We start from the raw sequence: 24,347 nt of genomic DNA, 5'->3' as shown, positions 1-24,347 counted from the left end.
AAAAAAAGGCTGCAGCCCCGGACCTCACGCACCGGAGCATACGATAGAGAGGGGCAGGCTTACCTCTTCCCGCCCTTCTCAAGCATATCGCGAATAATCTTATACGTCTCGATCTTGTACTCCATCATCTCGATCCACTGTCTTTTCATCTTGATGCGAGACTCGATCATCCGGATCGTCAGTTGCCGCACCTGGTCCTCGTCAAGAAGATCGAACATCTTCTCAAGGAGCATCCCGTGGGGGGGTCCCCCGCCGTGTGATGTCATGCCGTTACCTCCCTCATACTCACCTGTCCAGAGGAACAGGCCGGCACCCCGGTATGCACCGGGTCATAAATACCTTATGGCCGGGTGCAGTTGCCCCGCGCTCAACGGGAGGACGCGAATGCTTCGCCGTGCTCGACCCAGTTCTCGACGGGCGGTTCGTAGAGGACGATATAGACGTCTTCGGGGCGGACACCGACATCACGGGCGAGGCGACTTACAATCGCCCGGTAGAGCGCCTCTTTCTTCTCTTTGCTGCGCCCCGGCATGAGCGAGACCTCGACGAGGACCGCGTCGTCGGACCGTCCGGGAGGCAGCGGGAAGTTCTCAGGTTTACGTTCGCAGAGCCGGATCCAGAGGGCGGCCTCCGGGGTCTGCAGTGCGTCCACAAAAGCGTCATGAAGGCTCTTGATGAGCAATTGCCGATATTCAGCGGGCTTCCCGTACCTGATCTCGATCTTCACAAGCGGCATCGAATCTCTGTTCCTCCACATGAATGCTCTCGCACCGGGAGTATTAACGCTTTTCTCAGGCGAGGTCCGTGCGTTCGCTCCCCGGACGCCGATTTCGGTTGATACAGGCGTTGAGCACCTCATCCATCAGGTGAAGCGCTCCTTCGATCCCGGCAACCGCACGGGAAGAGAGGAGGACCCTGCCCCGGAGCGGCGGCGTCAGCCCGACAAAGGCGGCGCGGGGAGCGATTGCCTGCTCGTAGGAGGAGCCGAGGATCAGGTCCGGTTCGGCATCCCGGATCATCTCCTGGATGGTTGAGAAGTCCATCGTATACGTGACGGCACCGCTCTCCGCGTCCGGATCGTTTCGGGCGGCGATGCAGGCGATATCTGCCCCGAGATACCGGTCGAGGAGGTCTCGCGCAAAGGCGGCATACGCGTGCCCGGCGGCGATCACCACCCGGGGAGGATCGAACCTCCTGAGGTACTTCTCGCAGGCTTTTCGGATCAGGGCGTCGGCCCACGCGATCTCCTCGTCGACCGGCCGGGAATCGACGCCGTCGACCGAGGCCTGCAGCCGCCCGAAGGTCTCACCGACGGCATCGAGGCCAAGAAGCGAGCCGCAAGCGGTCCCGACGCCGCTTGAAAGGTCCGGGTTCGTGCCGACCGTGAAGGGTGCCGCACGATGAGCCGCGGCGTAGCGGTCCAGGCAAAAAGTGGTAGAGACGGTGGCGCCGGCGAGATTGAGCAGACGCCGCGCCTCGATGGCGTTCCCCCGGCAGAAGGGGTCGGTGCGGCAGATGCCGTCGATGTTGACGCCGCGCCCGTCGGGGTCCACCTCCGGCGCGATCTCGGCGAGCGCCCGACGGTAGCCGGCCTCGAAGTCCCCGAGGAACCCCGGGCTGTCGACGATGAGGACCTGGCCGTCACGAGCGAGCGCACTGAGGTCCTCGCCCATGACGGCGGGCACGCAGGTGTTGACCACGGCTATCCGGGAGTACCGGCCTTCGAGTTCCCGGATCACCTCCGCGAGGCGCGATTCGGCGCCGAAGATGACCTCGTTCTCGACGAGGAACGTCCCGTGGATGGGAACCCCGACAAGCGATGCGGGGTAGAAGTAGCACCCGCTCGAACCGTGAACGATGACGGCCAGATCTTCGAACCCGGCGAGGCAGGCGACCGCCCCGGTCATCGCGCAGGGCCAGAGCGGGTTTTCACATGGCGTATGCTGGTTATTTTGCATCGGTCTAGAAGATCATGGCGGTGCGGGGATATAAAAAGACGGGAAATGGGGGCGGCCGCCTTACACCGTCCGGACAAGCGATGCAAGGTAACGCCCGACCTCGCTCGTCTTCTTCGCACCGCCCATATCCCGGGTCACGAACCCGTCGAGGATGCTTCTCTCGATAGCCCGAAGGACCGCTGCCGCCGCCTCGTGCTCGCTGATGTGGTCGAGAAGCAGTGAACCGGCCCAGACGGTGGCGAGCGGGTTTGCAACGTCCTGGCCGCGGTACTTCGGCGCGGAGCCGTGGATCGGCTCGAACATCGAGGTGCCGTCCGGGTTGATGTTCCCGCCGGGAGCGAGCCCGAGCCCGCCCTGGATCATGGCCCCGAGGTCGGTGATGATGTCGCCGAACATATTCGGCGTGACGACGACGTCGAACCACTCGGGATTCTTGACGAACCACATCGTGACGGCGTCGACGAAGTTGAACTCCGTCGCGACGTCGGGGTATCCGGCGGCGACTTCGTTGAAGACATCCCGCCAGAGGCCGTAGACGTCGGAGAGGACGTTTGCCTTGTCGACCGAGGTGACCTTCCTAGCTCTCCTTTCGGCGAGGTCGAAGGCGTAGCGGATCGCCCGCTCCGCACCCGGCCGGGTGACGACGCCGATCTGGTAGGCGAGTTCGTCGGCGTCGGTCTCTACGTCCAGCCCGAACCTGACGTTATAGAGGTCGCGGACGACCTCGAGGGTCTTCTCCTCGTGCGTACCGGCGAACCGCGAGCCGATACCGACGTAGAAGTCCTCGGTATTCTCCCGGACCACCACAAAGTCGATGTCCTCCGGCTTTTTGTTCGCGAGCGGCGTCCAGACGCCGTCGAGGAGTTTGACCGGCCGGAGGTTGATGAACTGGTCGAAGTGAAACCGGATCGCAAGCAGGATGCCCTTCTCGAGGACCCCGGGCTTCACCCGGGGATCACCGATGGCCCCGAAATAGATCGCCTTGAACTTCGAGAGGTCCCGGATGTCCTCTTCCGTGAGGAGTTCCCCGGTCGCGAGGTAGCGGTCCGCGCCGATGTCGAAGTCAGTCCACGCTATGTCGAACCCGAACCGCTCTCCCGCGGCGTCGAGGACCTCTTTACCCGCCGCCACGATCTCGGGACCGATCCCGTCTCCGCCGATTGCCGCTACTCGATGTTGCATATCTCCACCTTATCCAGATTTTTTGCGTAAGCCACGAGGCCCCCGGCCTCGACGATCTCTTTCAGGAACCCGGGCACCGGCTCGACGGGGAGCCGCCGCCCGTTCGCCTCAATGAGATTCCCGGCAAGATCCACCGATACGGTATCACCGTCCCGGATAGCGTCGGTCTCGGGGCAGACCAGGGGCAGGAGCCCCGTGTTGACGGCGTTCCGATAGAAGATCCGGGCAAAGGACTTTGCGACCACGACCCGAACCCCGGCCCCGAGGAGCGCAAGCGGCGCATGTTCCCGCGAGGAGCCGCACCCGAAGTTGGTGCCGCCGACAATGACGTCGCCCTCCCGCACATCTCTCGCAAACTCGTCTCTCGTTCCCTCAAACGCGTGCTTCGCAAGCTCCGCCGGGTCGTAGATCGTCAGGAATCTGCCAGGGATGATCGCGTCCGTATCGATATCGTCGCCGAACTTCCACACCCGCATGATTCACGCCTCCCTCGGGTCGGTGATCTCGCCGTAGAGGGCGCTTGCCGCCGCCGTCGCCGGGGAGGCAAGGTAGACCGACGCCTGCGCGCTCCCCTGCCTGCCCCGGAAGTTCCGGTTCGACGTGGAGAGCGAGACCTCGCCGGGAGCGAGGAGCCCGAACGCCCCGCCCATGCAGGGGCCGCAGCAGGGAGCCTCGACGAGGGCTCCCGCCTCAACGAACCGTTCAACGAGGCCGGCCCGGAGGGCCTTGAGGTACTCGGTGCGTGAGGCCGGGATGACGATCACCCGGACGCCGGCTGCAAAGCGGTCGGCGATCCCGAGCACCCCGGCGGCCTCCGCGAGGTCCTCGTAGCGCCCGTTGGTGCAGGAGCCGATGAAGACCTGGTCGACCTTCGTCCCCGCGACGTCGGCGACGTCCACGACGTTGTCCACGTTATGGGGGACGGCGACCTGCGGAGAAAGGTCGGTGACGTCGTAGTGCCTGCGCTCCCGGTAGTCTGCGTCTGCGTCGCCGGCAAGATCGAGCGGTTCGACCCCGCGGCGGGCGGCGACGTAGTCCCGGGTAGTCTCGTCGGGCCGGACGATTCCCGCCTTTGCCCCCATCTCGATCGCCATGTTCGCACAGGTCATCCGGCCCGCCATGTCCATATCGTGCATGGCCCCGCCGGTGAACTCAAGCGCCGTATAGGTCGCACCGTCGGCGCCGATGTCGCCGACGAGCGAGAGGATCAGGTCTTTTGGACCGACTCTCCGGCCGAAGGCCCCGTCGATCTCAAGAAGGATGCTCTCGGGCACCCGGAAGTAAAGCGCCCCGAACTTCAGCACGAACCCCATATCGGTCGAACCGATGCCGGTCGCAAATGCACCCGCCGCACCGTAGGTGCAGGTGTGGGAGTCGGTCCCGACGATGATCTCGCCGGGCGCCGCCCGCCCTTTCTCCATAACAACCTGGTGGCAGACGCCCTCGAGAAGGTCGTAGTTGCGGATCCCCTGCTCCTCTGCAAACCGCCTCATGAAGACGTGGTTCTCGGCGGCCGGTATCGAATCGGCGGGCACCTGGTGATCGAAGAGCATGATAATCCGATCCGGATCATAAACGCGCTTTCCACCCATCTCGCCAAAGACGCGGACTGCCAGCGGACCGGTGATGTCGTGGATCATCGCCGCATCCACCGGCGCCATCACGACGTCACCTGCGCGGACGGTCCGGCCGCATTTCATTGAGAATATCTTCTCTGCGATCGTCGCCGCCATAATACTTTCGCGTTATTTGTGTGCGCTCCAGACGTATGTAGTTTGGCAGGGCCCGCCCTGTCCGGGCATCGAACCGCGGCCGTATCCGACGAAATTCCGGGGGAGTTACTCTTATGTTGCTCCGTGCGGATTGTATAAAGAGAAGTGATGACCGACGGACCGACCCCGGCAATGCGGCAGTATTACTCAGTGAAGGCCCGGTACCCCGACGCCATCCTCTTCTTCCGGATGGGGGACTTTTACGAGACGTTCGGCGAGGACGCCGGCGTGGTGGCCCGGGAACTCGATATCACCCTGACCGCCCGGGGAAGGGATAAGAACGGCGACCGGATGCCGCTTGCGGGCGTACCCCACCACGCCGCCGACGGCTACATCGCCCGCCTGGTAGGCAAGGGCTACAAGGTGGTGATCTGCGATCAGATCGAGGACCCGAAGACCGCAAAAGGCGTGGTGAAGCGGGATGTCACGAGGGTGATCACCCCGGGGACCCTGATCGACTCTTCGATGCTCGGCTCTGCGGGAGCCCATTACCTGATGGCGATAGCCCCCGACCGGAAGGATACCTTCGGCCTCGCGTTTCTGGACGTCTCCACCGGCGAGTTCTTCGTCTCCTCCGGGAGCGGCGCGCATGACTGCGCCGATATCGTCTCGGAGGTGGTGAGATACCGCCCGTCGGAGGCAATCGTCCCCGAGAGTCTTGCGGGCGCGCTTCCCGCCCGGCTCGAAAACCTCGGGGTGACGGTGAGCCGCTACCGCGACGACGTTTTCGACCGGGATGCAGCATATGAGCGCCTCTGCGGGCAGTTCGGAACCGCGACGCTCGACGGCTACGGGTGCGCCGACATGGCGGGAGCAATCGCCGCGGCCGGGGCGGCTCTCCGCTACGCCCAGGAAACCCAGCAATCGCCCCTCGCCCACATCACGGGGCTCGCGACCAGGGTCCCGTCGGATAACATGGTGCTCGATGCGATCACGCTTCGAAACCTTGAGATCACGACAGGCATCCGGGGAGAAGGCGACGGGAACACGCTTCTTGCCGCGCTCGACGTCACGGAGACCTCGATGGGGAGCCGGACGATGCGGTCGTTCCTTATCGGCCCTCTGGTCAGGAAGGCCGCCATCGAAGAGCGTCTCGACGCCGTGGAGTGGTTTGTCGACCATGCCCTCGACCGGCAGGCGCTTCGCGCAGCCCTCGGCGACTTTGCCGATATCGAACGAATTGCAGGGAGGATCGCCTACGGGAATGCCGGCCCCCGGGACCTTTCGACGCTCCGCGATTCGCTTCGCGCGATTCCGGACGTTAAAGCGCTCTTTTCCGGCGACGCCCCGGCCCTCATCCGCGAAGCCCTTGACGCTATGAGCGACCATACCCGCGTGACGGACCTCGTCGACCGGGCTATCGTGGACGACCCCCCGGCGCTTGCGAAGTCCGGCGGGATGATCCGGGAGGGGTTCAATGCGAAACTCGACGAACTCCGGCACCTCGCGACGACCGGGAAAGACTGGATAGCGGAGTTCCAGCAGCAGGAGCGGGAGAGGACCGGAATTAAGTCACTCAAGGTCGGCTACAACCGGGTCTTCGGCTACTACATCGAGGTGACGAAACCGAACCTGCACCTGGTGCCGCCGGAGTACGAGCGCCGGCAGACGACCGCGAACGGCGAGCGCTACACGATACCCGACCTCCGGGAGAAGGAAGCGCTGATCGCGACCGCGGAGGAGCGCCTTACCGCCCTCGAAGCGGAGATCTACGCCGAACTCATCCGGACGCTCGCGGAGGACGTCCCGGGTCTCCAGGCGACCGCACGGGCGGTGGGACTGCTCGACGTCTACGCCGCACTCGCCGAGAACGCCGCCCGGTACGGCTACTCCCGGCCGGTGATCGAAGAGAGCGGCCGGATAATCATCCGGGACGGCCGCCACCCGGTGGTGGAGCGGCACCTCCCGGTGCCGTTCGTCCCGAACGACACGGACCTTGACGCCTCCGACGACCAGATCATGATCATCACCGGGGCGAACATGGCGGGCAAGTCCACCTACATGCGGGCGGTGGCGCTCTGCTGCATCATGGCTCAGATGGGGAGTTTCGTCCCGGCACGCCACGCCACCGTCGGGCTTGTGGACCGGGTCTTTACCCGGGTGGGGGCGTTCGACGACCTTGCTTCGGGGCAGTCCACGTTCATGGTCGAGATGCTGGAACTCGCAAACATCCTAAACAACGCGACGCCGCAGAGCCTCGTCATCCTCGACGAGATCGGGCGGGGGACGAGTACGCTCGACGGGTGCGCAATCGCCCGTGCGGTGGTGGAGTTCCTGCACGGAAAAGCGGTTGTCGGGCCGCGGACGCTCTTTGCAACCCATTTCCACGACCTGATCGACCTTGAGGACTCGCTCAAACGGGTGAAGAACTTCCATTTTGCCGTGAAGGATACGGGAAACGAGGTTGTTTTCCTCCGTAAGATCATCCCCGGCGCAACCGACAAGAGTTACGGCGTTCACGTGGCGCACCTTGCCGGCATCCCGAAGAAGGTAACCGACCGGGCGATGGCGATCCTGAAGGAAGAGGCGGCGCGGGAACCCTCGGGCGGACCGCGGGCCCCCCGCTACACCCAGATGCTCCTCGTCGACACCGGCGAAGGAGTCGTCGAAGAGAACCCCGCGGTCAGGGAACTCAAAAACATGAACCCGAACGAGATGACGCCGGTTGATGCGCTGAATACCCTCTGCAGGCTCCAGAGACTTGCAAACGGAGAGGACGGTGAGCGATGACGAAGATCCGGGTCCTCGACCCCGATACCGTGAACCAGATCGCCGCCGGGGAGGTCGTGGAGCGGCCCGCATCGGTGGTGAAGGAACTCCTGGAGAACGCGATAGATGCAGGGTCGACGAGCATCCTCGTCGATGTCTCTTCGGATATGGCCGGGATCACGAAGATCCGGGTGACCGACGACGGGGAGGGGATGACGCAGGAGGAGGCGGTACTTGCCTTCCACCCCCACGCGACGAGCAAGATCCGGGACATCGCCGACTTCTCCGCCATCCGCACCCTGGGGTTCCGGGGCGAGGCGCTTGCAAGCATTGCCGCCGTCGCGGAGGTGACCCTGGTCACCCGTCCCCGGGGAGCCGGGGCCCTCGCCGGCACCCGGGTGCGGGTCAGGGGCGGCGAGGTCGTGGAGAAGAGCGAGGTCGGGGCCCCGGAGGGGACGACGGTCGTCGTTGAGCGCCTCTTCTACAATACCCCCGCCCGCCGGAAGTTCTTAAAGAGCAAGAACACCGAACTCGCCCACCTTTACGGCGTCGTGGAGAACCTCGCCCTTGCGCACGGAGAGGTCGCCTTCAGGGTGGTGCACAACGGAAAGGAACGGATGGCGACCCAGCGCTCCGGCGGGCTCCTCGCCACCGTCACCGGCCTTTACGGTGCGGATCTCGCCCGGACGCTCATCCCGGTCGAAGGCAGGCTCCCCTTCCTCGCTGTCCGCGGCTACGTCTCCCGCCCGGTGGAGAGCCGGGGGAGCCTCGCGCAGGTTGTTGTCAGCATCAATGGAAGGAGCATCGTCTCACGGCAGATCGCAGCCGCTGTGCGGGCGGGCTACGGCAATCTCCTCCCGAAGGACCGCTACCCGGTGGCGTTCATCGAACTCGCGATCGACACCGGTCTCGTCGACGTCAACGTCCACCCGACGAAAAGGGAGGTCCGTCTCTCCCGGGAGCGGGAGATCACGGGAGCGATTGCGGCCGCCGTGGAGACGGCGCTCGCCGGACACGATCTCGCCCGCGAGACGCCGGCCGAGCCGGTGCAGCAGCATTTCGGACCGTCGGAGCCGGCTTCGGCCCCCGTGATCGACGAGCCCGCGGTCTCCTACACGGCAGGGCACCGGGGACTCACCCTCTCCGACAGGCAACTCCGCAGGACGGAAGGAGAGGGCACGGAGAACCTCCTCCCCGCGATGGAACCGGTCGGGCAGGTGGCCGCGACCTACATCGTGGCGGAGGGGAGCGACGGCACCCTTTATCTCATCGACCAGCATGCAGCCCACGAGAGGGTCCTCTACGACCAGGTCGTGGAGCAGCGCGATGCGGCGGCCGGATCGCAGGAACTGATCACGCCCGTCGTCCTCTCCCTCCCTCCGAAGGAAGCGGCCGCACTCCGGGATGCGATGCCGATCCTTTCCGGCGAGAGGTTCGCGGTGGAGGAGTTCGGTCGGGACACCTTCGCTGTCCGGGCGGTGCCCGCCGCCCTCGGCGCACTCGAAGACCCGGGGGAGATCAGGGAGACGGTCGCCGAGATCCTCGCCGGCGAGTCCCGCACCGCCCCCGACCGGCGAGAGGCGGTCACCCGCATCGTCGCCTGCAGGGGTGCGGTGAAGGCGGGAGCCCGGCTCACGCACGACCAGCAGAAGCGCCTCCTCGCACAGCTCGCCCGGACGAAGACCCCCTGGACGTGCCCGCACGGGAGGCCGACGGTGGTGGCGTTCGATAAACGGAAACTCGACGGGCTCTTCCGGCGGACGTAAGGAGACCGGGCTGACCCGGCATAAAAGAGAGAACGTAATCACCCCATTTTCTTAATAAACCGGATTTTTTCGGGATTTTTGGCAAAAGGCCGTATCAAAATGGTTTTATCTCAGGGAAATCAGAACGGCTATAGGTCACAGCGGGGATACACCCGCTGCGGACGAAAGGAGTCAAATCACGTGACATTACTCCAGCAGATCCGCCTCTGGATGAGGACCCGGAGTAGAGGGAAACAGTATCACGACCGTGAAAACGATCCGCTTCTCGAACCCTACTACGACATCTCTCCCGAAGCAACTCTCCCTCAAGACACTTCCGGAGCCCTGCAGGAAGAGAACAGGTGACGGGGACCTCCCCGACAACCGCTCAACCCGGGTTTATGCCTCTCCTCACTCATTTTTAAAGGAAACGGAACGATTCGGCCGTCGGAGCCGCGTCGATGTTGTAAATATCGTACTTTGGGGGGAATACGGTATGCATAACCGAGTAGATGACGTCGTCTTTGACGGCGTAGCGGATGATGAAGTCATACCGGTCCCCCTCGGGGACGGGGAGGGGGACGGAGTAGACCGACTTATACCCCGGGACGCCGTCAAGGGTGAGCTTCTCCGTGGAAACCCATTCGGCATCAATCCCGGAGCGAAGGTCCTCTGCATACGTCGCGTTCAGGGATTCGAGGACCTGTTCCGGATCGGCGTCCTTCTGGAGCGGGTTCGTGTTCACGCGGACCTCTTCGTGCTTGTCCGGCGAGGAGAACCATACGCTCTCTCCGGACTCGGTGTAGAACCACCCCTCCGGGCAGGTGACGGCATAACCGTAGGTGGCGTTGACGTAGGTGCCGTTCCCGGGGACGGGCGCCGGTGTCGGGGTCGGGGCGGACGTCGGCGTTTGAGTCGCGACGGGCCAGGTCGGATCGGGCCCGGGCGGCTGCGGCGGCGAGGAGAGGCCCGGCAGCACTACGACTGCGAGGACAGCGATCAGGGCGACGGCGATAATAACCCCGATGATCAGAAGTCTCTGTGATTTCATACGTACGGGTACGTCGCCCGGGAATGATAAATACTCTTCACCGCCGCGGGACAACCTGGAAGGGTATCAGAGGGCCGCGGCGGTTTCGGCCGGAGCAGGTACACGGACGTCGGCGAGCAGGTCGTCGAGGCTGGCCGCGTATGCCACCCGGATACCGTAATTCTCCTCGATGTACTCCTTTGCATCGACGAGAACCGGACGCTGCCTCATAATTCTCAGCCCGCCGAACGACCGGGCATCATCACGGCGGTCGACAACCTGGTCGTTCTCTTCAGAGAGGACAAGGAGGGTCTTCCCGCTTGCCGCAGCGGCCGCTGCTTTCTCGAGGACGCCGCCGACCGGGCCGATATGCCCGTCTGCATCGATGGTCCCCGTCACGGTCACGCTCTCGTTGAGCGAAAAGCCCTCCAGCACCGAGAGGAGGAGCATGGTCATCAGCGCCCCCGCGCTGGGGCCGTCAACCTCGGAGACCTCCTCCGGACCCTGGATGCTGAAGATGATGTCGCTCCCGGCAAGGTCCACACGGGAGCGGTTGGCGGCGACATCGACCGCAAGGTTCGCGGCATCCTGGAAAACAATCCCCATCCGGGGCGTTGTCTGAACGAGGACCCTCCCTTTCCCGGGCACGACCTCGACCGAGACGTTCACCATCGCTCCTTCTTCGGTCACCTCCTCGTAGAGGAAGGGACCCCCCCGGTCCACCTCGACTTTCTGGAGGATGACCGGCACCTGCATCGAGGCCGTGTTCATGCCGCCCGCCTCCCCTTCCCACGGGGCCGGGATCGTCGTCGGGAGAGGCGGAGCAGTCTCCCCGGGACTGGAGAGAGCGGGGGAGTGGCCGTCTCCCGGAACGAGGGCAACGGCAAGGAGGAAGACGTTCATGACAAGCGACAGGACGAGCAGAATTGCCAGGGTCTTCTCCCGTATGTACATATACTTCCCGCATATCCTTCGTCGGGATATATACCTTTCCCGGGAGATGGGGGAGACGGAACAGGTCCGGGGAACGAAGTCACACAAGGATCACGATCCGGAACCGCAGTTTGCGGTAAGAGCACGAACAATGTCGACGAACCTGAGATTCAGGTACCGTTCGGGAACGGACGCGTCCGGGCGAAGGAGAGATCGGGGCCGCCACCGAGCCGAAGAGCAGGTGGACCGAAATCTCCGCGATCACCGCCTTCCACCGCAACCGACCGAGATCGAGCTCCCGTTCGCCGCCCAAACGGCGGATCTTCCCGATCAACTCCCGCGCCCACGGCCTGCTGCACGGAAGAATGCGGCCGATAGTCCTCCGGATTCTACACGTGTACGATAGTATTCACCTCCGTGCGAGTTGTCTGACCGGAACATCGGCTCAGTTCTTCGCAGGTGAGAGGTGTCACTCCATCCATCTTCTGCAACCCGTACATGCGCGGTATGACGGGAAAACCCACCGCCGATATTCATCCAAGGTATAGGGCAAATTCAACTAAAGGAAATGGAGGACAATATCGAGGTTTTAGCGATTTTCCAAGATGTTATTTTTATTCTGGTCGCTTTAAAGCGTCCATATCTAAAAAAAATCGAAATGATTATGCATATATGGATTTAAACCAGATATGGTGTAAGATATGCGGCAATGCTTATTCCTAGTAGTCTGTATTGCGATTTGTTGCATTTGCATGGCTGGCTGCACAACGGCACAAACGAATCATCAAGCATCACCTAATCAGATAACAGGTACTTCCCAAGGATCTACAACTACGACAAACGACTTTTCCTAAGTGACTCATGCAAGCGTGAGCACAATTAGAGACAACTGGGATGCCGATGCTGAAGATGATGGGATTACTGTTCATCCGGACCTACTCGACCAATACGATGAGACAGTCAAGTACTCAGATGTCAATATTCCTGTAGATATTCAGATCTGGACAACAAAGTTTGATAGCAACTACAAAGAACAAAAAGACAAACTGATTTACCAAGGATCTGGAACCATAACAACATGGAAAGATGGAAACATGTTCATGAAAGGCGGAATAAAAGTTCCGTTTAGTAGCATGAACGTTCCATCAGGTGAGATGTTTGGGTGGACATACGTCACAATCCACACCAGATGGGAAAAGTTACGAAGCAGTAGACGAGTATACTGCTCTAACTCCCTAACCCCTATCAGTTATTTTTTTTCAAATGACATTAATAGAGTTAGATTATCCAGTACACAACTGTTAGTCTTCATTATAGATAGGATTGCGGAGATGCTATCCGAAAATAAGCCATACAGAACGTTTTACCGACTTTCACGCACTTCCACATGATAATCGAGGTATCCTAAAAATATACAGGAACGTAGATGAGGACATCCCAAAATGCCTTTGCCGGAAGGGGGGCACCCCCTCCCGGACCCTCCCCCACATGGCGATAGCCAATAGGAAGCCGTTTCACTCTCTCTGTCCTGGATATCGTTCAGAGGAGAGAAACTTCGGAGGTGCGTGCTCCGATAAGGGTATACAGAACATTCATAGATCTTTTTGGGATGAGTTCGATATTAGAACAATCTTGAGGAAGGGAAGAAATGAAAGATAGCTTTTGGTGGGTGCTCCGGCAGGGACAGGGCATGAGTTCCACATGCACCTTATGCCCCCATCCGGCAGAGGTCCCGCATCGCCCGTAGTACATAAAGAACCTCACCCTCAAGCGCCTCCTCGTCGACAATGAACGGGACGAACCCTGCCCGGACGAAGAGTTCCCGGACTTCATCGAGCCCGGTCAGCGAGGAGACGAGCAGCAGGACCCTCCCGAACGGCGAGAGCACCCTCCCGACATCGGCGACGAACCGTTCAATCGTTACCCTTCCTGTGGGCCCTCCGTCGAGTGCGTACTCCAGCCAGTCGTCAATCCGCTCCCCGGGAGCGGTCGGGAGGTACGGCGGATTGAAGAGGACAAGGTCGAACGGGCCCGAGAGCCCTGCAAAAAGATCGGTCCGGACCGTCGTGAGGCCGCGGGTGCGGGCCGAAGCCACCGCGTGAGGGTTGATATCGGTCGCGACCACCGCCGACGCCCGGCCGGAGAACCCGGCCGCAACATAGCCGCTCCCGGTCCCGACCTCCAGCACCCGGTCGGTCGGCCGGACCTCCCGGAGCGCCGCCCGAAGAAGGAGTGCGGAGTCCTCAGCGGGAGGGTAGACCTGGTCGGAGCCTCCCCGGTCACTCATTGCCCGGGCACCCGCTCATCAGGTTTGCGATCAGCGCGAACTCTTCGAGCGTAAGGTCCTCGGGCCGCCGCTGCAGAAGGTCGTCGGGAAGACCTGCGACCGTCCGCTCGATAGTTTCGGGCGGAAAAGAGTCCTTGCCGCTCCGGAGCCCCTTCCTGACGGTCTTTCGCCGGTGGGAGAAGAGCACCCGGACAACGTCGGCGTAGGTCTTCCGGTCCATGATCGGATACGGCGGTTCGTGCGGCGTTACCCGGACCACCCAGGAACGGACCTGGGGTTTCGGGCGAAAGGAGGAGGGCGAGAGGTCGAGCAGGGGTTTTACGGAAGCATAGGTCTGCACCATCACCGAGAGCCGGCCGACGTTCGGCGTCCCCGGCGGCGCGATCATCCGCTGGGCGAACTCCTTCTGGTACATCAGGACCGCGACCTCAAACCCGATCTCGAGCAGCCGAAACGTAATCTTCGAAGAGGCGGAGTAAGGGAGGTTCGCGACGACGATATCGAACGGCGGGAGGTCCGCCTTCCTTGCATCGCCCGGGACGATCACAAGATGCCCTTCGGCGATCTCATCGGCAAACGCGACCTCAAGTTCTTCCACAAGGGCCGGATCGATCTCCACCGCAACGACCGTTGCACCCCGGTCGAGGAGGGCGCGGGTGAGGACACCTTCACCGGGCCCGATCTCGAGCACCCTCCGACCGGAGACGTCAACAAAACTGGCAATCTTCTCGACGGCCCTCCGGTCGACGAGGAAGTGCTGATCCCGCGGAGCACTCATCTCAATGTAAAGATATGGTACTTCTCGTCCGGGTCTTCGATCTCGCGCAGGATCCGGCTGACAACCATCCGATCCGGGTGCGGGATCGATTTAATTCGCCCGGAGATGTCGGCGAAACTTTCGAACGGCTTCTTCCCGCGTTGTTCGATGATCTCCCAGAGCAGTTTCTTCCCGATGCCGGGGAGCAGGTGCAGCATGTGGAACTTCGGCGTGATGGAGACGGACTTATTGAAGAAGTCGACGAACCGCGGTTCGTTCTCGTGAACGATCTGCTCGACGACAAACGGCAGTTCCACTTTTGCGGTCGCCGTCAGGTCTTCGTAGCTGATCCGTCGCTTGACACGCTCGATCTTCTCCCGCTCCGCATCGCCGATATAGACGCGGTCGTAGATCTGGATATCCGCACCCGCCTTCGGGACGAGCTCGAGCAGTTTGAACTGGTCCACGCCGACCGCCTGGATCATCGGCTCACGTTTGTAGACGGGACGCTGGTCGCTCACATATCCCATCGGGAGAACATCGATAACTATAGCGTTCTCCTCTTTCCTTTCGGTCTTCATTGACGCCACCCCTTCGCTTAGAAGTGAGTCATTACCAGGTCGAGGATCTCGTCCAGTTCGTCCGTTGTGAGATTGAACCGTTCTTTGGCGTAAATTGCACGGAGTTCGTCCCGGGTCCGCGGCATCAGGTTCGCGATGCGATAGGCGATATCTTCCTTCATCTTCTCGAGCTTCATGAGCTCGTCGACGAGGTCGCGGGCCTTCTCGGCAGATGTCTTTGAGAGATGATTGGCATGCTCGATACTCTTACGAAGTTCGTAGGACATCTCGTCTCCAGACTCAAGCCGCGCAGCCTCCACGGAAAGGAGGGTATCACGCAGTTCGGGAAGCAGCATCCGCTCTTCGCTGACGATTCGTTTTACCTTCATGCCAATCACTCCTGCTGAGGGTTATGCCTTCTGCGCTCTTAGATGTTGCGGTCTCGCAATCACCTGTTTTATCGTCTCTCCATCCCTGATTTCGAGCACCCATGCGCGGCCGCGTTGTCCGACAACCGTGCCGGTCTTCCCGTGGAATCTCCGGTGGGGCATGCCCTTCTGGACACTCGGCTCGACCACAACGTGCACCCTCTGCCCGATCTCGAAATTCTGAATCACCGAGGTAACCGGCGGGATACCGCGCTTTCGGAGATCCTTCTTGAACTTATACCGTGTCTTCTTGCGTGGTCCATTGTGATGTGCCATAATTACTCACCATACTCATTCGCTGTTTTGACCAGCATCACATCGAGGCTGACAACACTTGCGGTGCGCCCCAGGATCTGGGCAAGGCTGGGCTGGGTTCTGCCGCTGTCGCCCGATACCAGTTCTTTGATGTAGAGGCCCGCTTCGCCGACGACTTCCACCCAGTACCTGCCGTCAACGCTCCCCGTACATTCGATATCGAGGACCCGCCGTTCCCGAACTTTATCTGCCCGTCGGTGTGACACCCGGATAGGGGTGCGCTGTCGTATCGTTACACCTTTTAACTGATCGAGGGCGGCCCCGAACTCATCTGGCGCTACAGGACCGTCGGTCTCGACCAGGATCCTGTATTTTTTATGCGCTTTGTCGGATTTAAGGCTTTGCACCGTCTTCCGATCCGACCATCCGACGAGATGGACCGCCACCCGGCCCCCGGCGCTCCGGTTGATCTCCTCTTCAAGCGCCGCAAGGTCCAGCGACCGCTTCCTCGGCGCCTCGACCTCCATCACAAAGGGGCGGCCCGAGCCGAGCATCCGGGCATCGATATCTTCCCGACCGGCGCCGTGCAGGACGGCGTTCTCCGCGTCGAAAGCCTCAATCACCGGCCGGCCGATCAGCTCCTCCACGGAGTCCGCGTACTGCTTGCCGGTGAAGTTGCACCGCTCACACCCGGCTCCCCGGCACGCCCGGCAGTCCCAGTGGGTCTGGGGGATGCCCCGCTCATACTTCAGGTATCGGCCGAAGAAGAAGACGGGATTGATCTGCACTTCGACGGTCCCTTCCGCAAGGTCGAGGACCGCCACGACGTCGGGATGCTTGAGGTCGGCCGTCTTTCCGGAGAGAGCCGATACGGCTTTGCCGACCTCCCGGTTCATCTCCGCCTTCAGCGGCTCCGGGTCGTGGAGGGAGAGGTCGCTCCAGACCGTCTCCTCGCTCTCCGCGACAAGCGGGGGCACTTTCGTCCCGATCAGGAACGTAGAAAACTCAATGCCGCGGAACGCTTCAACGACCTTTGCAGCCCACTCGTCGACGCGGGAGAGTTCACCGCCGCAGATCCAGCAGGACTGAGGGTCCGGCTCCCGGTGCGGCTCGTTCGCCGCGATCTCGTGCGTGATCCGGAGCGCCCTGCCCCGTTCCTCGTTCGTCAACCCGAACGACCGCTTGCCGAAGAAACGTCCGAGGCAGTGGTTGCAGGTATCGCCGTATCCAAGAATTGCTTCTACCTCATTTACGATATCCATCCGGATTCCCTCCGGTCCATCTCGTTTAAAAGAACCGTGATAGCGTGATCGGCATGCAGCGACCGCGGCCCAACCGAGTAGCGCGGGTAGCCCTCGATCATAGCCTGCTCCCCGGCGGTGAAGTTATGGTGATCGGAGAGGAGGCAGGCCTCCGGGAGCGCCTGAGCGGTCCGGACATCTTCTCCGGCCTCATCGAGGACCGCGAACGGGATCTCGGCAAGGAGCCTTGAGAGACCGCCGCGGCGGACAAAGACCCCCGGGGTCGACTCCCGGAACTCATCGCCGCAGGGGATCGAGAGCGCTTTCTTGATCAGGGCGGCGCTGCTCCGCTCGTCCGGCGAAAGGTAACGGACCTCACTTCCCCGGAAGAGGATGGTCTTCTCCGGATCGGGCTCTCCGCAGAGGACGAGGTAACACTCGACGTCACGCCGGAGGTCGTGCGAGAGGAAGAACGAGGAGTTGATGCACCGGCAGAGGACGTCCATCCTCCCGGCGCTCCCGGCGAGATCGTTGAGGCTGAAGGCGCCGCTCGTTGCGGCAAGGTGGCCCACGACGGCAAACCGCTTCATCTACGGGGTCCTGCCGAACTTCTTCATGATGCGCTGCATGTTGAACTTGCCGCCGCCCATGCCCCGCATGCCCTTTAAGGCGCGCTGCATGATCTTATAGTATTTGATGAGGTCCCGAACGTCGTCGGGCGTCACCCCGGCGCCGCGGGCGATGCGCTGGACCCGGGAACTCCCGATCACCGACGGGTCGTCAAGTTCCGCAGACGTCATCGAGTCCATGATCACCTTGTAGCGTTGCATCTTGGTGCTGGTGATGTCGTAGGCATCGTCGGGGATCTGCATGCCGCCGAGGGGGAGCATGCTCATGATCTGCTTCAGGGGCCCCATCTTGTTCACGGCCTCAAGCTGCTTGTACATGTCCCGGAGGGTGAACTTCCCCTTGAGCATGGCGTTGACGTCGATATCGTCGGCCGAGACCGCTTCCTCCGCCCGCTCGACGAGCGCCTTTAAATCGCCCATCCCGAGCAGCCGGGAGATGAACCCGTCCGGGTCGAACCGTTCAAGGTCCTCGACCGTCTCGCCGCTCCCGATGAAGACGATGCCGCTCTGGGTCTCGGCGACGGCAGAAAGCGCTCCGCCGCCTCGTGCGGTGCCGTCCATCTTCGTGACGAGGACGCCGTCGATCCCGATCGCCTCGTGGAACCGGCGGGCCTGTTCGTTTGCCTGCTGGCCGAGCGCCGCATCAATCACCAGCCACCGGTGGTCGGCGCGGGAGATCGCGTTGATGTTGACGATCTCCTCGATCAGGTTCTCCTCGAGGGCGTGCCGCCCCTGGGTGTCGATGATGATCACTTCGTAGAGCTTCCGGAACCGGGGCAGCCCCTCCCGGACAATCCGGAGAGCGTCGGGTTCATTCGGGTCGCCGAAGCAGGGAACGCTGACCCGGTCGCAGAGGGTCTTTAATTGATCGTAGGCGCCCGGCCGGAAGGTATCGGCGCAGATCACCCCGACCCGCAGCCCCTTGCGCTGGAAGTAACGGGCAAGCTTCGCCGTCGTCGTGGTCTTTCCGCTCCCCTGCAGTCCCGCCATCAGGATCGTCTGGGGCCCAAGCGTCACCTCGCCGGGCTTTCCCATCAGCCGGACGAGTTCCTGATAGACGATCCGGAGGACGTGCTCCCGGACGCCCATTCCCTTCGGGGGCTCCTCTTCAAGGGCACGCTGCTTGATCGCCTGCGAGAGGTGCATCACGAGTTTGACGTTGACGTCGGCGGAGATGAGCGCACGCTGCAGATCCCGCACCAGTTCGTCGACCGCAGCCCGGTCGATCACCGTTTTTCCGGCAAGTTTCTTGACGGCATCCTTTAACGATACACCAAGGTTGTCGAGCATCAGGCCTCATCTCCCAGAAGTTCGTCCACCACGACGCGGGGCGAGAAGGGCACGATATCGTCGTAGCCCTGGCCGGTCCCGAGGAAGAGGATCGGTTTTCCAACGGTATGCGCAACCGATATGGCCGCACCGCCCTTCGGGTCCATATCCGCCTTCGTCAGGACGACCGCATCGGTGCCGACGGCCTTGTTGAACTCGTCGGCCCGGATGACCGCATCGTTCCCCGCCACCGCTTCGTCGACGTAAACGACAAGGTCGGGTTTCATGACCCGCCGGATCTTCTCGAGCTGGTTCATGAGATTTGCCCGGTTGTGGAACCGGCCGGCCGTATCGGCAAGGACAACATCGATATCATGCGCCTTTGCATACTGGATCGCATCAAAGAGGACCGCGGAGGGGTCGGCGCCCGCCTGGTGCTGGATCACCTTGATCCCGAGACGGTCGGCGTGGGCCCGGATCTGTTCGATCGCCCCCGCCCGGAAGGTATCGCCCGCGCCGATCACGACCGTAAAGCCGTTCTTCTGAAGGTAGTGACCGACTTTTGCAACGGTCGTCGTCTTGCCGGTTCCGTTCACTCCGGTGAAGAGAACCTTCACGGGCCGCTCGTTGCTCCGGATGTATTCGCAAAAGTCGAGACCCTCACCCAGCACCCCGCAGAGCGCGGAACGCAGGGTGGACATAACCAGGTCGTCGACCGAGGTGCCGATCTTCCTGCGCCGGCCCACAAGGTCCCGGCGCATATGACCGATGATCTCGTCCGTAACCGGGAGGGCGACGTCGTTCTCAAGGAGGACCATCTCCAGTTCAAAAAGAGGACCTTCAATATCCTTCTCCTGGAGGAGGACCTCCCGCTCGCGGACAAGGACCTTTAATCGGTTGAAGAACGTGGGTTCTTCTTGCGCCGGAGAAGGAACCTCTTCCTGTTCGGGAGAGGCAGAGGAGGGCGCAGGCTCCACAGCCCGGACCTCTCCCACCTCATCGACCGTCAGAGATTCCGGTTCGGTTCCGGCGGCCTCCTCGATATTCGAGGTGAGTTTGGTCCTGATATTCTGAAGTTTTTTCTTTAGGGAATCAAACATTACTAACTTCCGCCCTGACCAGCCTGGGCCGCCTGCCGGGCTCCCCGGTAAGCCGCCTCAAGGCGCCGGGAGATCTCCGTTGCCTGCCCCTGCAACTGCTCGACCGAACCTGCGACTTTCTTCCCCAGTGCCTCAAGCTCGGTCACCCGATCCTCAAGATACGCCACCGCCGATGCGGCGGCCCGCTCGACAGAGACGTCGGCCCCAATATTCACCAGGGCATGACCGGTGTCAAGCACCTTCACCCGGAGAAAAGCCCCGCCCCCGACAGGGAGGAGGACGACACCGTCCGGGTTCTCCTGAACAGCCTTGAGAGTCTCGATTCCGGCGGCGGCCTCAAGGCGCTGCTGCTCGATCATCGAGAGTTGCTGTGTCAGGATCTCTATCTGCTGCCCGTACTCGTTCAAGTACATCTGAAGGGTCTGTATCTCGCGAGGATCTGCCTGGTCCACATCATTCACCAGCTACTACGTTAACCGTCTCGATGGTGATATACCTTCTCTTCAGGCGGTGCTTGCTCCCGATCTCGGTAAGAACCCGCTCCCTTGCCTGGTTCTCGTTCGGGGCTTTGACGACCTTACGGTAAGGTTTCCACTCGTTGTTGATCTTACACGCGCCCACAACTTCAAACATCTGGTTCTCCATGACTCATTCACTCCAAAAACCCAAAAACTTCTTCTATCCGTCCCAGTTCAAACCCGCTCGTAACGGACCCGGCGAGATATCCCTTGCTGTTTGCAAGGAGTCCGGTGCCCACAAGGCCACTCCCCATATTAACCGACCCGAGGCCAATCGGGAGATCGACGATCCGCTCAAGGGCGGCAATCTCCGTATCGTTGGCTCTCGGATGGATGAGAATGCCCTTATTCGTCGCACATCCGGCCATGCCGACGGTTTTGATACCTCCAAGCGAGAGCCGGATCACCGGCACCCCGAGGAACGACCCGATCTCTTCGGCGACATCGATCTCCATCCCGGGATGGACGGCGGCAACATAGTCGTTTGCGAGGATCACGTTCCCTGCCGCGTTCATGGAGCCTTCGAGCAGAAGCACGTCCCGGTACTCCCGGAGAGCCGCCACCTCTTCGTCCGAGGCAAGGCCGCTAACGACCAGACCCTGGCTGTTCCCCGCAACAAGCGAACCGATGATGCTGCTTCCCTGGATGAAGGTGGTCACGATCTCGACATCGAGTTCTCGCGCGAGCGCCTCAATGAACGCATCGGGAGCCCCGGGGTGCACGACCGCTATGTCATCGAAGACACGGGCGTAAACACCGATGTTCGGATCGCCGGCGAGATCGATCGTTCCCGTCATTTCACTCCTCGGCGAGCTCGGCCTGGACCTGCCCGTCCTCGAACTTCATCGCACGGACGCGAATCTTTCGCGGGGGCTTGGAACTTCCGTTCTCCCAGACCTTCTCATTGATGCTCCGGTCCAGTTTGACATCCTCGCTCTTCATGTGCCGTTCGAGGAACGCCCTGATGTCCTTGATGGCGGTATTGCCCCTCTTCCACCGGGGCGAACGCTTCACATCGCGGAGAGGGATGATGTAGATATGCTCCTTTAATGCCTCTGCCATAGTCTTACACCTTTAAGGTACTCCGTCTCCAGTTGCGCCGCTTCGGATGCGACGAAACCGCGCGGTTGGTCCTGATCATCACCCATGCCGGCACGCGGCGGTTCTGCTCGCATGCCTTTGCCAGCCGGATCTTCCGGCCCTTCATTAACTTGCTCATAACTCTCACTCCCGCACTGTTTTCAGGTATCCTTCCTGCCGACCACCAGCGACTGCAGGTGGCGGGGAGGAAAGAACGGCGCCGGATCGATGCCGCGCACGCGGGTCGCGCGACGGATCTCTTCTTCGTAGTCGCCGTTCTCGATGCTGCCCGCCTCCCCGTACCGCACCACAAGCAGCCGGTCGGCGAGGCGTTCGATCTCCGATTTCCCGTAGCCGAGGAGCGGCCGGACGTAGGAGCAGCCGGTGGTCATCTCCAGATGCTGCACCTCGGATCGCTCGAGCCGGGGGACCCGGTCTTCCCGGCGGGTGCCGTCGCCGACCACCGCATACTCGCGGGCGAGGGTCTCGACCGCCGCCCTGTGGACCATATCGATTGCGTCGTTCGGGTAGCCGCACGAAAGGAGCAGGTCGACAGCCTTCTCAAGGAGGTCTCTCCCGAGCACTCTCCTCTCGAAGGGGAGGGAGAGAGCGGCCGCTGCCGCCCGTACCGCCGGGATGTCGCGGTCGGGATCGAATACGCAGGTATTCAATACCACGCTGTAATCCCGCGCGAGCATGAGCGCCGCGAGCGCGCTGTCTTTCCCTCCCGAGAAGAGCACACCTGCTTTCATCACTTTCGTGTAATCCTGAACTCTTTCTTTGACGGCGTCAACTGGGCAAGCAGGGCCTTTAACTGATCGTCAGTGATCCGCTGCCGGATCCTGCCGTTCTGGGCCAACATTACCAGTTGCTGCTCGACCGCTTTCGCAAACTCCGGTCGGGTCAACTTGATGGTATTGAGCCGTTCCCTCGCTTCAGGTTCAAGGATCTCCATGAGCGCGACGCGGATCTGCGAATCCAATTGCTGCTGGCGCAGAGCCTCTTCTTCTATCGCCCGCTGATCCATCGCCTGCCGTTGCATCTGTTCCAACTTCCGGCGGCGGAGTTCCGCGAGTTCGTCATCTACCATCAGTCATACCTCCATCTTGATCAGTATTTCGCAAGTCCCGGCGCAACTTCGGCGGTCCGGGCCTTCAGCCCGTTTGCGATGTTGTCGAGGAAAGACCTGCCGGCAGCGGTAACCATGCGTCCCTCCGCGGCATGGGCGACGTACCCCGCCGCTTCAAGCTGCTGAAGGATCTTCCGGATGACCGATCCGCTTCCCCGCCGGAACTGCGAGGGGGCCGGGCCCCGGTTACGCTTACCGCCGTAGATAGAGCGTATTCTCTGCGTCCCGACCGGTCCGTCGATGTAGACACGCCGGAAGACCGACGCCGTGCGCACATACCACCAGTCTTCATTCTCGGGGGGCATCTCCTTGTGTACCCCCGTCTTCGCAAAACCGGCCCAGTCCGGGGGCTGAATCTGCGGGTTTTGTTTGAGTTCTTCTGCCGCCTGCCGGATGAACATATCGGCAGGGATGTCGTATACAGTCGTCATAGATGAACCTCACTATCGCTAACAGTCTTTACATATTCGTCCAGTGATGTTTTATATATTTCGAGAACGCCGTCCGGCGGAGTGACTCTGCCGTTCCGCAAGGACAAGTGTTCGCCCCCGGACTTCAAGGAGAGCCGCACCGGCCGATGCAGCAATCCCCTCGGGATCAATCTCGGTATTCCTGAGCCACCGGACCTTGACGACCTTCCGATCTTTGAGCTGGCGCCGGATCTCATCGATCATGACGTTCGTAGCGCCCCGCTTACCGATCCAGACAGTGGGCTTAAGGTCCTGAAACGACTCTCTGTTCATGATCGAGACCTCCCGACCGGATACCGTGACCGATGCCCGCAGGTAAGACAGGTGACAATCACACGGCCCCGGTGGATCCTGACCCGTGCATTTGACCCGGGGACCAGATATGCGTTGCACCGGTGGCAGAACCGACGTTTCAGCGGCCGGTCGATTCGTATCCGATGACGCATCCCGATCTTCCGGGCCAGTTCCACGCAGCGGTTGCTCCACTCGGGGTTTTCCGGGTAGAACTCCGCGGCACGCGTAAAGAGGAGAGAGACCCTCTCGCGGGCGAGCCTTCGGGAGCCCGACTTTCGTGTAGTATCTGCCATGGCGATCCGTTCCATCGAGTGGTAGGTTTCTGAGATTGGAGGCGGAAGGATATAAGAGGTTGGTCCCCGGAGTCAGCGGACCCGCACCCGCCGACCGGTGACCTCCAGGCGGTCCTCGCAGAAGAGTTTCACGGCAAGCGGAAGGGCTTTGTGCTCCTCGACGAGGATTCGGTCGGCGAGTGCCGTTTCGTCGTCGTCCGGGAGGACCGGCACGCACCGCTGGACAACGATGGGGCCGGTATCCGTCCCTTCATCCACGAGGTGGACCGTGCAGCCCGAGACCTTCACTCCGTATTCCACCGCCTGCCGCTGGGCGTGCAGCCCGGCAAACGCCGGGAGCAGGGCGGGGTGGATGTTTATCATCCGGCCTGAGAACTCGTGAACGATTGCGGCGCCGAGGATCCGCATGTAGCCGGCAAGGACGAAGAGGTCCGCCCGACAGTTCCGCATCGCGGCAAGAAGCCCCTCTTCATAGGCAGCCTTCGACGGAAACCGCGCATACTCGACGACCGTCGCCGGGATGCCGGCGTCTTTTGCCCGCTCAATCGCGTGAGCCCGGGGGTTGTCGGTGACGAGACCGACGCAGACCGCGGGGATCTCCCCGGCCGCGATGGCGTCGAGCACGGCCTGAAAGTTCGATCCTCGCCCCGAGGCGAGGAATGCTATCCGTTTTGTGTAAACAGGTCTCCCTGGATCCATAGGTTTCAC

32 protein-coding genes are annotated in these 24,347 nt (G+C 61.7%); 4 read left to right on the top strand and 28 right to left on the bottom strand.

Going from position 1 to position 24,347, the window contains the following annotated elements; translation table 11 throughout:
* Positions 1-59: 59 nt before the first annotated feature.
* The 6 genes from BRA42_RS09095 to BRA42_RS09070 form a co-directional block, all read right to left on the bottom strand.
* Positions 60-266: a hypothetical protein gene (locus tag BRA42_RS09095; RefSeq protein ID WP_292405439.1), complete on the bottom strand. Its 207-nt coding sequence runs from the start codon at positions 264-266 to the stop codon at positions 60-62.
* A 101-nt stretch (positions 267-367) separates the two neighbouring features.
* The gene (locus BRA42_RS09090) at positions 368-757 is read right to left on the bottom strand and encodes a tautomerase family protein (protein WP_292405442.1); all 390 of its coding nucleotides are present in this window, start codon (positions 755-757) and stop codon (positions 368-370) included.
* Positions 758-791: 34 nt separating this feature from the next.
* Positions 792-1,958 carry a nitrogenase component 1 gene (locus tag BRA42_RS09085; RefSeq protein ID WP_342770573.1) on the bottom strand — a complete coding sequence of 389 codons (1,167 nt, stop codon included), beginning with the start codon at positions 1,956-1,958 and terminating at the stop codon, positions 792-794.
* A gap of 60 nt (positions 1,959-2,018) precedes the next feature.
* The gene (locus tag BRA42_RS09080) at positions 2,019-3,140 is read right to left on the bottom strand and encodes an isocitrate/isopropylmalate dehydrogenase family protein (protein WP_342771333.1); all 1,122 of its coding nucleotides are present in this window, start codon (positions 3,138-3,140) and stop codon (positions 2,019-2,021) included.
* Positions 3,125-3,616 carry a 3-isopropylmalate dehydratase small subunit gene (locus BRA42_RS09075; protein WP_342770319.1) on the bottom strand — a complete coding sequence of 164 codons (492 nt, stop codon included), beginning with the start codon at positions 3,614-3,616 and terminating at the stop codon, positions 3,125-3,127. Before BRA42_RS09075 ends, BRA42_RS09080 begins: the two co-directional genes overlap by 16 nt.
* Before the next feature lie 3 nt (positions 3,617-3,619).
* On the bottom strand, positions 3,620-4,873 hold the full coding sequence (locus tag BRA42_RS09070) for a 3-isopropylmalate dehydratase large subunit (protein ID WP_342771332.1): 1,254 nt from the start codon (positions 4,871-4,873) through the stop codon (positions 3,620-3,622).
* 147 nt (positions 4,874-5,020) lie between these two features.
* On the opposite strand from BRA42_RS09070, the gene mutS reads away from it, so the two are divergent.
* The 3 genes from mutS (at position 5,021) to BRA42_RS09055 (ending at position 9,732) form a co-directional block, all read left to right on the top strand.
* Positions 5,021-7,642, top strand: coding sequence for a DNA mismatch repair protein MutS (gene mutS, locus BRA42_RS09065; protein WP_342771331.1), 2,622 nt, complete (start codon positions 5,021-5,023; stop codon positions 7,640-7,642).
* Positions 7,639-9,387, top strand: a complete 1,749-nt coding sequence (gene mutL / locus BRA42_RS09060) for a DNA mismatch repair endonuclease MutL (RefSeq protein ID WP_342770322.1) — start codon at positions 7,639-7,641, stop codon at positions 9,385-9,387. Before mutS ends, mutL begins: the two co-directional genes overlap by 4 nt.
* Before the next feature lie 180 nt (positions 9,388-9,567).
* Positions 9,568-9,732: a hypothetical protein gene (locus tag BRA42_RS09055; RefSeq protein WP_292406496.1), complete on the top strand. Its 165-nt coding sequence runs from the start codon at positions 9,568-9,570 to the stop codon at positions 9,730-9,732.
* 55 nt (positions 9,733-9,787) lie between these two features.
* Here the strand turns inward: BRA42_RS09055 and BRA42_RS09050 are convergent, their stop codons facing one another.
* Together BRA42_RS09050 and BRA42_RS09045 are read right to left on the bottom strand one after the other, a co-directional pair.
* A complete protein-coding gene (locus BRA42_RS09050; protein ID WP_342770323.1) occupies positions 9,788-10,417 on the bottom strand; it encodes a PsbP-related protein in 630 nt (209 codons plus the stop codon).
* Between the two features lie 66 nt (positions 10,418-10,483).
* Complete coding sequence (locus BRA42_RS09045; protein ID WP_292406491.1) at positions 10,484-11,350, bottom strand: S16 family serine protease; 867 nt, start codon at positions 11,348-11,350, stop codon at positions 10,484-10,486.
* A gap of 833 nt (positions 11,351-12,183) precedes the next feature.
* On the opposite strand from BRA42_RS09045, the gene BRA42_RS09040 reads away from it, so the two are divergent.
* On the top strand, positions 12,184-12,720 hold the full coding sequence (locus BRA42_RS09040; protein ID WP_342770324.1) for a hypothetical protein: 537 nt from the start codon (positions 12,184-12,186) through the stop codon (positions 12,718-12,720).
* Between the two features lie 317 nt (positions 12,721-13,037).
* Here BRA42_RS09040 and BRA42_RS09035 read toward each other — a convergent pair whose 3' ends face one another.
* The 20 genes from BRA42_RS09035 to purN all read right to left on the bottom strand — a co-directional run bounded on the left by BRA42_RS09035 (position 13,038) and on the right by purN (position 24,338).
* Positions 13,038-13,616 (bottom strand): HemK2/MTQ2 family protein methyltransferase, encoded by a 579-nt coding sequence (locus BRA42_RS09035; RefSeq protein WP_342770325.1) that lies wholly within the window; start codon positions 13,614-13,616, stop codon positions 13,038-13,040.
* Complete coding sequence (rsmA, locus tag BRA42_RS09030; protein WP_342770326.1) at positions 13,609-14,394, bottom strand: 16S rRNA (adenine(1518)-N(6)/adenine(1519)-N(6))-dimethyltransferase RsmA; 786 nt, start codon at positions 14,392-14,394, stop codon at positions 13,609-13,611. The genes BRA42_RS09035 and rsmA overlap by 8 nt, the downstream gene beginning before the upstream one ends.
* Positions 14,391-14,954 (bottom strand): DUF655 domain-containing protein, encoded by a 564-nt coding sequence (locus BRA42_RS09025; RefSeq protein WP_292406478.1) that lies wholly within the window; start codon positions 14,952-14,954, stop codon positions 14,391-14,393. Before BRA42_RS09025 ends, rsmA begins: the two co-directional genes overlap by 4 nt.
* Before the next feature lie 17 nt (positions 14,955-14,971).
* Positions 14,972-15,322 (bottom strand): RNA polymerase Rpb4 family protein, encoded by a 351-nt coding sequence (locus BRA42_RS09020; RefSeq protein ID WP_292406476.1) that lies wholly within the window; start codon positions 15,320-15,322, stop codon positions 14,972-14,974.
* A 21-nt stretch (positions 15,323-15,343) separates the two neighbouring features.
* Positions 15,344-15,637 carry a 50S ribosomal protein L21e gene (locus tag BRA42_RS09015; protein ID WP_292406473.1) on the bottom strand — a complete coding sequence of 98 codons (294 nt, stop codon included), beginning with the start codon at positions 15,635-15,637 and terminating at the stop codon, positions 15,344-15,346.
* A gap of 2 nt (positions 15,638-15,639) precedes the next feature.
* A complete protein-coding gene (locus BRA42_RS09010; RefSeq protein ID WP_292406471.1) occupies positions 15,640-16,878 on the bottom strand; it encodes a tRNA pseudouridine(54/55) synthase Pus10 in 1,239 nt (412 codons plus the stop codon).
* Positions 16,866-17,447 carry a tRNA (pseudouridine(54)-N(1))-methyltransferase TrmY gene (trmY, locus tag BRA42_RS09005; protein ID WP_292406468.1) on the bottom strand — a complete coding sequence of 194 codons (582 nt, stop codon included), beginning with the start codon at positions 17,445-17,447 and terminating at the stop codon, positions 16,866-16,868. Before trmY ends, BRA42_RS09010 begins: the two co-directional genes overlap by 13 nt.
* Positions 17,448-18,776, bottom strand: coding sequence for a signal recognition particle protein Srp54 (locus BRA42_RS09000; RefSeq protein ID WP_292406466.1), 1,329 nt, complete (start codon positions 18,774-18,776; stop codon positions 17,448-17,450).
* Complete coding sequence (ftsY, locus tag BRA42_RS08995) at positions 18,776-19,855, bottom strand: signal recognition particle-docking protein FtsY (RefSeq protein ID WP_292406463.1); 1,080 nt, start codon at positions 19,853-19,855, stop codon at positions 18,776-18,778. Before ftsY ends, BRA42_RS09000 begins: the two co-directional genes overlap by 1 nt.
* A gap of 2 nt (positions 19,856-19,857) precedes the next feature.
* Positions 19,858-20,316: a prefoldin subunit alpha gene (pfdA, locus tag BRA42_RS08990; RefSeq protein ID WP_342685930.1), complete on the bottom strand. Its 459-nt coding sequence runs from the start codon at positions 20,314-20,316 to the stop codon at positions 19,858-19,860.
* A complete protein-coding gene (gene rpl18a / locus BRA42_RS08985; RefSeq protein WP_292406458.1) occupies positions 20,309-20,500 on the bottom strand; it encodes a 50S ribosomal protein L18Ae in 192 nt (63 codons plus the stop codon). The genes pfdA and rpl18a overlap by 8 nt, the downstream gene beginning before the upstream one ends.
* Positions 20,501-20,507: 7 nt before the next feature.
* The gene (locus tag BRA42_RS08980) at positions 20,508-21,170 is read right to left on the bottom strand and encodes a translation initiation factor IF-6 (protein ID WP_292406455.1); all 663 of its coding nucleotides are present in this window, start codon (positions 21,168-21,170) and stop codon (positions 20,508-20,510) included.
* Position 21,171: 1 nt separating this feature from the next.
* Positions 21,172-21,435: a 50S ribosomal protein L31e gene (locus BRA42_RS08975; RefSeq protein WP_292406452.1), complete on the bottom strand. Its 264-nt coding sequence runs from the start codon at positions 21,433-21,435 to the stop codon at positions 21,172-21,174.
* Positions 21,436-21,439: 4 nt separating this feature from the next.
* Positions 21,440-21,592 carry a 50S ribosomal protein L39e gene (locus BRA42_RS08970; protein ID WP_292392704.1) on the bottom strand — a complete coding sequence of 51 codons (153 nt, stop codon included), beginning with the start codon at positions 21,590-21,592 and terminating at the stop codon, positions 21,440-21,442.
* A 22-nt stretch (positions 21,593-21,614) separates the two neighbouring features.
* The gene (locus BRA42_RS08965) at positions 21,615-22,205 is read right to left on the bottom strand and encodes a DUF7411 family protein (RefSeq protein ID WP_342770327.1); all 591 of its coding nucleotides are present in this window, start codon (positions 22,203-22,205) and stop codon (positions 21,615-21,617) included.
* Positions 22,205-22,543 (bottom strand): DNA-binding protein, encoded by a 339-nt coding sequence (locus tag BRA42_RS08960; RefSeq protein WP_292406446.1) that lies wholly within the window; start codon positions 22,541-22,543, stop codon positions 22,205-22,207. Before BRA42_RS08960 ends, BRA42_RS08965 begins: the two co-directional genes overlap by 1 nt.
* Before the next feature lie 20 nt (positions 22,544-22,563).
* Positions 22,564-23,013 (bottom strand): 30S ribosomal protein S19e, encoded by a 450-nt coding sequence (locus BRA42_RS08955; RefSeq protein ID WP_292406444.1) that lies wholly within the window; start codon positions 23,011-23,013, stop codon positions 22,564-22,566.
* Between the two features lie 51 nt (positions 23,014-23,064).
* Positions 23,065-23,325: a YhbY family RNA-binding protein gene (locus BRA42_RS08950; protein ID WP_292406440.1), complete on the bottom strand. Its 261-nt coding sequence runs from the start codon at positions 23,323-23,325 to the stop codon at positions 23,065-23,067.
* Positions 23,322-23,639: a ribonuclease P protein component 4 gene (locus BRA42_RS08945; protein ID WP_292406437.1), complete on the bottom strand. Its 318-nt coding sequence runs from the start codon at positions 23,637-23,639 to the stop codon at positions 23,322-23,324. Before BRA42_RS08945 ends, BRA42_RS08950 begins: the two co-directional genes overlap by 4 nt.
* A 72-nt stretch (positions 23,640-23,711) precedes the next feature.
* Positions 23,712-24,338: a phosphoribosylglycinamide formyltransferase gene (gene purN / locus BRA42_RS08940; protein WP_292406434.1), complete on the bottom strand. Its 627-nt coding sequence runs from the start codon at positions 24,336-24,338 to the stop codon at positions 23,712-23,714.
* Between the last annotated feature and the right edge of the window lie 9 nt (positions 24,339-24,347).

It is taken from the genome of Methanoculleus sp. UBA374 (genome assembly GCA_002508705.1).
Lineage (GTDB): Archaea > Halobacteriota > Methanomicrobia > Methanomicrobiales > Methanoculleaceae > Methanoculleus > Methanoculleus palmolei.
This window is presented reverse-complemented; position numbering and strand designations above follow the sequence as displayed.

Excerpts from the sequence above, each read along its gene's own strand:
- BRA42_RS09095 (WP_292405439.1), bottom strand. The coding sequence starts at position 266 with ATGACATCACACGGCGGGGGACCCCCCCACGGGATGCTCCTTGAGAAG.
- BRA42_RS09090 (WP_292405442.1), bottom strand. The coding sequence starts at position 757 with ATGTGGAGGAACAGAGATTCGATGCCGCTTGTGAAGATCGAGATCAGG.
- BRA42_RS09085 (WP_342770573.1), bottom strand. The coding sequence starts at position 1,958 with ATGCAAAATAACCAGCATACGCCATGTGAAAACCCGCTCTGGCCCTGC.
- BRA42_RS09080 (WP_342771333.1), bottom strand. The coding sequence starts at position 3,140 with ATGCAACATCGAGTAGCGGCAATCGGCGGAGACGGGATCGGTCCCGAG.
- BRA42_RS09075 (WP_342770319.1), bottom strand. The coding sequence starts at position 3,616 with ATGCGGGTGTGGAAGTTCGGCGACGATATCGATACGGACGCGATCATC.
- BRA42_RS09070 (WP_342771332.1), bottom strand. The coding sequence starts at position 4,873 with ATGGCGGCGACGATCGCAGAGAAGATATTCTCAATGAAATGCGGCCGG.
- mutS (WP_342771331.1), top strand. The coding sequence starts at position 5,021 with ATGACCGACGGACCGACCCCGGCAATGCGGCAGTATTACTCAGTGAAG.
- mutL (WP_342770322.1), top strand. The coding sequence starts at position 7,639 with ATGACGAAGATCCGGGTCCTCGACCCCGATACCGTGAACCAGATCGCC.
- BRA42_RS09050 (WP_342770323.1), bottom strand. The coding sequence starts at position 10,417 with ATGAAATCACAGAGACTTCTGATCATCGGGGTTATTATCGCCGTCGCC.
- BRA42_RS09045 (WP_292406491.1), bottom strand. The coding sequence starts at position 11,350 with ATGTACATACGGGAGAAGACCCTGGCAATTCTGCTCGTCCTGTCGCTT.
- BRA42_RS09035 (WP_342770325.1), bottom strand. The coding sequence starts at position 13,616 with ATGAGTGACCGGGGAGGCTCCGACCAGGTCTACCCTCCCGCTGAGGAC.
- rsmA (WP_342770326.1), bottom strand. The coding sequence starts at position 14,394 with ATGAGTGCTCCGCGGGATCAGCACTTCCTCGTCGACCGGAGGGCCGTC.
- BRA42_RS09025 (WP_292406478.1), bottom strand. The coding sequence starts at position 14,954 with ATGAAGACCGAAAGGAAAGAGGAGAACGCTATAGTTATCGATGTTCTC.
- BRA42_RS09020 (WP_292406476.1), bottom strand. The coding sequence starts at position 15,322 with ATGAAGGTAAAACGAATCGTCAGCGAAGAGCGGATGCTGCTTCCCGAA.
- BRA42_RS09015 (WP_292406473.1), bottom strand. The coding sequence starts at position 15,637 with ATGGCACATCACAATGGACCACGCAAGAAGACACGGTATAAGTTCAAG.
- BRA42_RS09010 (WP_292406471.1), bottom strand. The coding sequence starts at position 16,878 with ATGGATATCGTAAATGAGGTAGAAGCAATTCTTGGATACGGCGATACC.
- trmY (WP_292406468.1), bottom strand. The coding sequence starts at position 17,447 with ATGAAGCGGTTTGCCGTCGTGGGCCACCTTGCCGCAACGAGCGGCGCC.
- BRA42_RS09000 (WP_292406466.1), bottom strand. The coding sequence starts at position 18,776 with ATGCTCGACAACCTTGGTGTATCGTTAAAGGATGCCGTCAAGAAACTT.
- ftsY (WP_292406463.1), bottom strand. The coding sequence starts at position 19,855 with ATGTTTGATTCCCTAAAGAAAAAACTTCAGAATATCAGGACCAAACTC.
- rpl18a (WP_292406458.1), bottom strand. The coding sequence starts at position 20,500 with ATGGAGAACCAGATGTTTGAAGTTGTGGGCGCGTGTAAGATCAACAAC.
- BRA42_RS08980 (WP_292406455.1), bottom strand. The coding sequence starts at position 21,170 with ATGACGGGAACGATCGATCTCGCCGGCGATCCGAACATCGGTGTTTAC.
- BRA42_RS08975 (WP_292406452.1), bottom strand. The coding sequence starts at position 21,435 with ATGGCAGAGGCATTAAAGGAGCATATCTACATCATCCCTCTCCGCGAT.
- BRA42_RS08970 (WP_292392704.1), bottom strand. The coding sequence starts at position 21,592 with ATGAGCAAGTTAATGAAGGGCCGGAAGATCCGGCTGGCAAAGGCATGC.
- BRA42_RS08965 (WP_342770327.1), bottom strand. The coding sequence starts at position 22,205 with ATGAAAGCAGGTGTGCTCTTCTCGGGAGGGAAAGACAGCGCGCTCGCG.
- BRA42_RS08960 (WP_292406446.1), bottom strand. The coding sequence starts at position 22,543 with ATGGTAGATGACGAACTCGCGGAACTCCGCCGCCGGAAGTTGGAACAG.
- BRA42_RS08955 (WP_292406444.1), bottom strand. The coding sequence starts at position 23,013 with ATGACGACTGTATACGACATCCCTGCCGATATGTTCATCCGGCAGGCG.
- BRA42_RS08950 (WP_292406440.1), bottom strand. The coding sequence starts at position 23,325 with ATGAACAGAGAGTCGTTTCAGGACCTTAAGCCCACTGTCTGGATCGGT.
- BRA42_RS08945 (WP_292406437.1), bottom strand. The coding sequence starts at position 23,639 with ATGGCAGATACTACACGAAAGTCGGGCTCCCGAAGGCTCGCCCGCGAG.
- purN (WP_292406434.1), bottom strand. The coding sequence starts at position 24,338 with ATGGATCCAGGGAGACCTGTTTACACAAAACGGATAGCATTCCTCGCC.